Origin of the sequence: Thioclava sp. SK-1 (genome assembly GCF_001705665.1) — a bacterium.
Taxonomy (GTDB): Bacteria; Pseudomonadota; Alphaproteobacteria; order Rhodobacterales; family Rhodobacteraceae; genus Thioclava.
The window spans coordinates 133773-140463 of the sequence record NZ_MDHA01000065.1 but is presented as its reverse complement, the minus strand read 5'-3'; the positions used below and the strand labels follow the sequence as shown (position 1 = coordinate 140463).

Annotated in this window: 5 protein-coding genes and 1 pseudogene; 1 reads left to right on the top strand and 5 read right to left on the bottom strand. The window is 55.7% G+C overall.

Annotated features, from left to right (window positions below):
- Nucleotides 1-119 (bottom strand): transposase (locus BFP70_RS15500; RefSeq protein WP_066012554.1); only part of this gene is annotated, 119 nt, incomplete at its 3' end.
- A gap of 69 nt (nucleotides 120-188) precedes the next feature.
- Between BFP70_RS15500 and BFP70_RS21440 the strand changes: the two are divergent.
- A pseudogene (locus BFP70_RS21440) lies at nucleotides 189-552 on the top strand (integrase core domain-containing protein); the annotation flags it as partial.
- Between the two features lie 636 nt (nucleotides 553-1188).
- On the opposite strand, the gene infB reads toward BFP70_RS21440, so the two are convergent.
- The 4 genes from infB to rimP are packed head-to-tail and all read right to left on the bottom strand — an operon-like array spanning nucleotide 1189 to nucleotide 6574.
- Nucleotides 1189-3714, bottom strand: coding sequence for a translation initiation factor IF-2 (gene infB / locus BFP70_RS15490; RefSeq protein ID WP_066012552.1), 2526 nt, complete (start codon nucleotides 3712-3714; stop codon nucleotides 1189-1191).
- Nucleotides 3711-4343 carry an RNA-binding protein gene (locus BFP70_RS15485; RefSeq protein ID WP_066012551.1) on the bottom strand — a complete coding sequence of 211 codons (633 nt, stop codon included), beginning with the start codon at nucleotides 4341-4343 and terminating at the stop codon, nucleotides 3711-3713. Before BFP70_RS15485 ends, infB begins: the two co-directional genes overlap by 4 nt.
- Nucleotides 4344-4364: 21 nt before the next feature.
- The gene (nusA, locus tag BFP70_RS15480) at nucleotides 4365-5981 is read right to left on the bottom strand and encodes a transcription termination factor NusA (RefSeq protein WP_066012550.1); all 1617 of its coding nucleotides are present in this window, start codon (nucleotides 5979-5981) and stop codon (nucleotides 4365-4367) included.
- On the bottom strand, nucleotides 5981-6574 hold the full coding sequence (gene rimP, locus BFP70_RS15475; RefSeq protein WP_066012549.1) for a ribosome maturation factor RimP: 594 nt from the start codon (nucleotides 6572-6574) through the stop codon (nucleotides 5981-5983). Before rimP ends, nusA begins: the two co-directional genes overlap by 1 nt.
- Between the last annotated feature and the right edge of the window lie 117 nt (nucleotides 6575-6691).

The window sequence follows — 6691 nt, the reverse complement described above, 5'->3', positions numbered from 1 at the left end:
TTGTAAAACGACGCATCGCTCATACCATGATCGCGGCAAAGCTCGGCAACCCGAACACCGCCTTCGGCTTGCCGCAGGATCGCAAGGATCTGCGCCTCAGTGTATCTGCTTGTCTTCATTCAAAATCTCCTCGTTCATCTGGCCGAGAAAATTCTACCTCCGCATCCCCTTACTGTTGGGGGGATTACCAAGCAATCTGGCAAAGAAAAACACCTGACAATAATGCCTTGATTCACCACTCAGACCGTGGGTCGCAATATCTCACGATCAAGCGTACCGAGCGCCTTGTCGAATTGGGTATTGATCCATTGGTTGGAACAGTCGGAGATTCCCATGACAATGCTCTCGCTGAATGCGTCATTGGCCTGTTCAAAACAGAGGTCATCAACCAGATTGCCGTGGAAATCGATGCGCGAAGTCGAATGGGAAGCGCTGAAGTGGGTCGATTGGTATAACAACCGCAGGCTATTGGGTCCCATCGGATACCTCACGCCCGCAGAAGCAGAGGAGGCACTCTATGCAAATCTAAATACACTCGATAAAGTAGCCTGACGTTGAGAAAATTACCCTCCGGCAAATCCGGGGCGGTTCACACCCTCGGCTCCAACTGGATCGGTCGATTAGTTTCACATTCACTTGGCCAAGGTTAACGACGTCCGAGGCCACCTGCGCCCTAGTAAAACCGCGATACATCGCGATCCGGAAGCTCGGTGTATCAACCCAAAGGCCTGCGGTTCGCGTCGGATGAAATTTCACTGATAGGTCGATCTCGCCGCGACAATTACTCTTCGCCTGCGCGAGAAGATCGCGGATTGCCCAATGCGGATCGATCGATGCCACCATGGCGCATCGCTGAGCCACCCACAGCACGGATTGTTACCGGTCGTTAGGGCAACGCGCGCCTGGCATTAAGTGCCACCATGCCATCCCGTGTTAGCAATGCGGTACTCTTGCGTCATCTTGGGTGCCCCTGCATACCACCAGCCCGCAAAAACGCACCAAAGGCAGGGCGGAGCGAAGTTGGACCGGCGAAGCCTAAAGAAATTTGCTCTCCCCTAACCACCTACGGCTTGCCGTTGATGAATATAATAGCACCCAGAAAACAATCGTTCTCTGGGTGCTATATCCCAAATGCGGGACAGCGCGATTGACGCGGTGCGGGCTTTTAAAGCCCGTTGCTTTGGAAGATCAAAGCGAGCGCTCGATCTCTTCACGCTCAAAGATCTCAATGACATCATTGGGACGGATGTCATCGTAATGTTCAAAGGCCATACCACATTCTTGCCCGGATTGGACCTCTTTGACCTCATCCTTGAAGCGTTTGAGCGTCTTCAGCGTGCCCTCGTGGACCACGACATCGTCACGCAGCAGGCGAACCCCTGCAGAACGACGCGCCACCCCTTCGGTGACAAGACAGCCGGCAACTTTGCCAACGCCGGTAACCTTGAAGACCTCTTTGATCGTCGCGTAACCGATGAAGTTCTCACGAATTTCTGCCGAAAGCAGGCCAGACGCCGCAGCTTTGATGTCATCCACCAGATCATAGATGATCGAATAATAGCGGATCTCAACACCTTTCTGATTCGCGGAATTACGCGCGGGCGCATTTGCACGGACGTTAAAGCCAATGACCGGGCAACCCGAGGCTTCAGCCAAACCAACATCCGACTCTGTGATCGCACCAACACCCGAATGGATGACACGGACGCGCACTTCGTCATTGCCGATTTTCTCAAGCGCCTGAACGATCGCCTCATTCGACCCCTGAACGTCGGCCTTAACGACGACCGCCAGTTCGGACACATTTTGATCCGCTTTGGCTTTGGCCATCATCTGCTCAAGCGTGGTTGCAGCACCTGCCGCAGCACGTTTGTCTTTCGCAGCCGAAATCCGGTAGTCAGAAATTTCTCGCGCTTGCGCTTCGGTTTCGACCACGTTCAACACGTCACCTGCTTCGGGCGTGCCATTCAGACCAAGCACCTCAACTGGGACCGATGGACCGGCTTCTTCGACGCGCTCGCCTTGATCATTGATCAGTGCACGCACCTTGCCCCACTGCTCGCCGACGACGAAGATATCGCCACGTTTCAGCGTGCCGTTCTGCACCAGAACGGTGGCGACAGGCCCACGCCCCACATCAAGCTTGGCTTCGATAACAGCGCCGCTTGCGGACCGATCTGGGTTCGCACGCAGTTCCAAAATCTCAGCTTGCAGCGCGATCGCTTCCAGCAACGTGTCAAGGCCTTTGCCAGATTTCGCTGACACTTCAACCGTTTGCACGTCGCCGCCCATTTCTTCGACAACAACTTCATGCTGCAAAAGCTGGGTCCGCACACGCTGCGCATTGGCTTCGTGTTTATCGATCTTGTTGATCGCGATAATCATCGGGACCTTCGCCGCTTTGGCGTGGTTGATGGCTTCGATTGTCTGCGGCATGACCGAGTCATCGGCAGCCACAACCAAAATGACGATATCCGTCACATTCGCACCGCGTGCCCGCATGGAGGTAAACGCCGCGTGGCCCGGAGTATCAAGGAACGACAGAACCGCACCGGATTCCGTTGTCACCTGATAGGCGCCAATATGCTGCGTGATCCCGCCCGCTTCGCTCGACTGAACATTCGCCTTACGGATTGCATCCAGCAGCGATGTTTTGCCGTGATCAACGTGACCCATGATGGCAACAATTGGTGGGCGTGCGATCAGATCTTCGCTTTTGTCTTCGATCTGGTCGATCACCTGTTCAACGTCAGCATCCGAAACACGCACGGCCTTGTGGCCGAACTCTTCGATCACCAATTCCGCAGTATCTGCGTCAAGCGCCTGATTGGCCGTGACCATCATGCCCATTTTCATGAGCGATTTCACGACATCTGCCGAACGTTCCGCCATACGGTTGGCAAGTTCGCCAACCAAAATGGTTTCGGGCAACCGCACTTCGCGCGATTGTTTCTCGGCGCGCTGATTGCCACCCATTGCCTTTTGGCGCTGACGTTCTTGTTTACGCTTCATCGCGGCCATAGAGCGGTGACGGCCTTCGCCACCCGACAATGCCTGGTTCAGCGACAACTTGCCAGAACGGCGGTTGTCCTCTTTGCTTTTGGCATTGCGCGCGTCACGCTCATTGCGGTCGCGCTCCCGGTCGGTTTTGCGTGGACCGGAGGCAACAACGCCCTTGGTTTCCGCACGCGACGCAGCCGCTTCCGCAGCCGCACGATCCTGAGGCGTTTGTGGCGCGTCAGTTTTCACCGCTTTGCGGGTTTCTTCTTTTTTCTGCGCACGCAATTCGGCTTCACGCTTTTTGCGATCTTCCTCTTCTTGCTTCATGCGCAGCGCTTCGACACGTTCACGCTCTTCGCGCTCTTTCGTCTCAATCTCGGCGCGACGGCGCTCGCGCTCTTCTTCGCGTGCCTTTTCTTCAGCCGCGCGCTGTGCAGTTTCTTCTGCCTCGCGTGCCTTCGCTGCCTGCAGCGCCTTTAACCGGCGCTCCATTTCCGCATCTGAAATCCCTGCGGGGCGTTTTGAAGGATCTCCAAGCCGCGGCTTACCGCCAGCGCCCTTGGCGCCAGGGCCCGGCTTATTGACCACTCGCTTCTTGGCCTTCGTTTCGACCACAACGTTCTTAGTCCGCCCGTGGGAGAAGCTTTGCTTCACCTGACCAGGGCGCGACCCGCCACCAAGACCGAGGGTTTTTTTGCCGTCCGTATCGCTCATGCCGTCTTCGTATCCTTACTAGCGACCGCCTTGTCGCCGTCCTGCTTGCGCATCCCCGCAAGCCTTGCCGCTTCTCTTATGACACTTGGAGTGAGTCCACCAGCCGCAAGCGCGCCGTGTATTGCACGATCGCGGCCAAAAGCCAAACCCAATTCCGAACTTGTAAGGCAACCGAACCATCGGCTGCCTGTCGGGGTCCATAACTTGCCCTTCCCGCGGTCAGATCCATCTGACGCCTGAAGAAGAACCTTTGCCCGTTCTTCGGACAGCCAGCCTTTGACTTTCTCAAAGCCACAGACCGCTCTACCGGACTTCCTGACCAACGAAATAAGCTCAACTGTGCGATGTGCAATAGCCGTCTCAACAATATCGGTCAAATTTTCTGGGATTGTCACCTGCGCCTTCGCGCCGCGGGCGAAAAAACCTTTGGTTTGGGCTTCGTCAATGACGGCACGCTCTGCCGTCACCCAAATCCCGCGCCCGGGCAGCTTTTCAGCCACATCCGGATAGATCGCCCCGTCAGGCCCGACAACAAAGCGCACCAGCCCGGCCTTCGGCTCCACATCGCGTGTAACGATACAGCGGCGTTCCGGGTCGTCATTCATTTTTGTGCGTCCGCCTCGGCTCATGATCGGGGCAATCTCCTGTTGTTACGCGTCCACCGCAGCGTCGTTTTCGGCGCTATCGGTGTCGTCTGTCGTTTCCATCTCGGTCGGGTCAACCCAACCCAGCTGCACCCGCGCGGTCATCACAAGACGCTGCGCTTCCTCAAGTGTCATATCGAATTTCTCAAGGATGCCGTCGTCTTTTTCACGCTTGCCGTCGACTGTCGTCCAGCCACCGGCCAGCTCCCAGTCCGCACAGGTTGCGAAATCTTCCAATGTTTTCACATCGTCATTCGCCAAAGCTTCGATCATCTGCGGGGTCAGGCCTTCAAATTCAAAGAGGCTTTCTTCCACACCAAGCGCCTTGGCTGCTTCAATCGCTTTCCGATTCTGCTCTTCGATGTAATCACGCGCACGCGCCTGCAGCTCGCCTGCAGTGCCGTCATCGATCCCTTCGATCCCCATCAATTCTTCAGGGTCCACATAGGCGACCTCTTCCAAATTGGTGAATCCTTCGGCCACCAAAAGCTGCGCAAAGAATTCATCCAGATCCAGCGCATCCACGAACAGCTTGGTGCGTTCTGCGAATTCCGCCTGACGACGCGCGGATTCTTCCGCTTCGGTCAGGATATCAATATCCAAGCCCGTCAGCTGAGACGCCAACCGCACGTTCTGACCCCGGCGGCCAATGGCCAGGGACAGTTGCTCATCTGGAACCACAACCTCAATCTTCTGCGCTTCTTCGTCGAACACAACCTTGGACACTTCGGCCGGCTGCAGCGCATTCACAAGGAATGTCGCCGTATCCGGGTTCCACGGGATAATGTCGATTTTTTCACCCTGCAACTCACCCACAACGGCCTGAACACGGCTGCCGCGCATACCCACACAGGCACCAACCGGATCAATGGAGTTATCATTGGAAATCACAGCGATTTTCGCACGCGACCCCGGATCCCGCGCCACGGCGCGGATCTCGATGATACCGTCATAGATTTCAGGGACTTCCATCTTAAACAGCTCAGCCATGAACTGCGGATCGGTCCGCGAAAGGAAAATCTGCGGACCACGCGCTTCACGGCGTACATCCTTAATGAAGCAACGAATACGATCATTGGGGCGATAGCTCTCACGCCCAATTTTCTCGTTCCGGCGCAGCATGCCTTCACCACGGCCAATATCAACAATGATATTTCCATATTCTTCGCGCTTTACGACACCATTGATAATCGTGCCTTTGCGTTCAATGAATTCATCAAACTGACGATCCCGCTCCGCTTCGCGCACCCGTTGCAAAATAACCTGTTTGGCCGACTGCGCCGCGATCCGGCCCAGCTCAACAGGCGGAACCTCGTCGATCACCTCATCGCCCACCTGCGGGTCAGCCAAATATTGCTTCGCCTGCTTGGGGGTCAGCTCTGCCTGATAATTTTCCAGCAGCTCTTCTTCAACAACGGTGCGCACGCGGGTGAAGCTTGCACGCCCGGTCTTGCGGTCGATATGAACACGAATGTCCATTTCCGCGCCGTAGCGCGATTTCGCGGCCCGCGCCAGCGAATCCTCCATCGCCTCGATCACCAATTCGGGATCGATCATCTTCTCGCGCGCAACCGCCTCAGCGGTTTGCAGAAGTTCCAGCTGGTTGGCAGAGGTGATCGCCATCACTCAGTCTCCTCGTCGGAATTATCCGTATCCGTTTCGATTTCGTCGAACGCATTTTCGTCAATCGCGTCAGTCGCTTTCTTCTGACGCAGCATTTCTGTGATCAGCTCATCGGTCAGAACCAGCTTGGCATCCGCCAGCAAGTCGAAATCCAAACCAATCACAATCTGTTCGCCCTGATTTTCAATTTCGATCAGCGCCTCATCGCCTTCGGTTCCACGGATAATCCCACGAAACCGCTTACGGCCTTCAATCATTTCAGTCGTTTCGATCTTGGCCTCATACCCGTCCCAGACATTAAAGTCCTTCAAACGAGTCAAAGGGCGGTCGATCCCGGGCGACGAAACCTCAAGATAGTAATTATCTTCAATCGGATCTTCGACATCCATCACCGCGCTCACCGCAGTAGAGATCTTGGCGCAATCCTCAACATCAATCCCGCCCTCGGGCTTGTCTGCCATGATCTGTAAAGTCGCCGTCTTGCCGCCTTGCAACCGCAAACGGATCAACTCATAGCCCAATCCCTCAATGGTGGGCATAACGATCTGGGCAATCCGCCGGTCAATGGCGGTCTTCGCAATAAGGTCGGCCATCCGATCCTCGTGTTCTGATCATGACACCGGAATAATAAAAAACGGGCCCTTGCGGCCCGTTGCATCCTTCCGGTGGGCGCCAGGTTTGGACCCTGACACTCCGCTGTTGAAGATCAC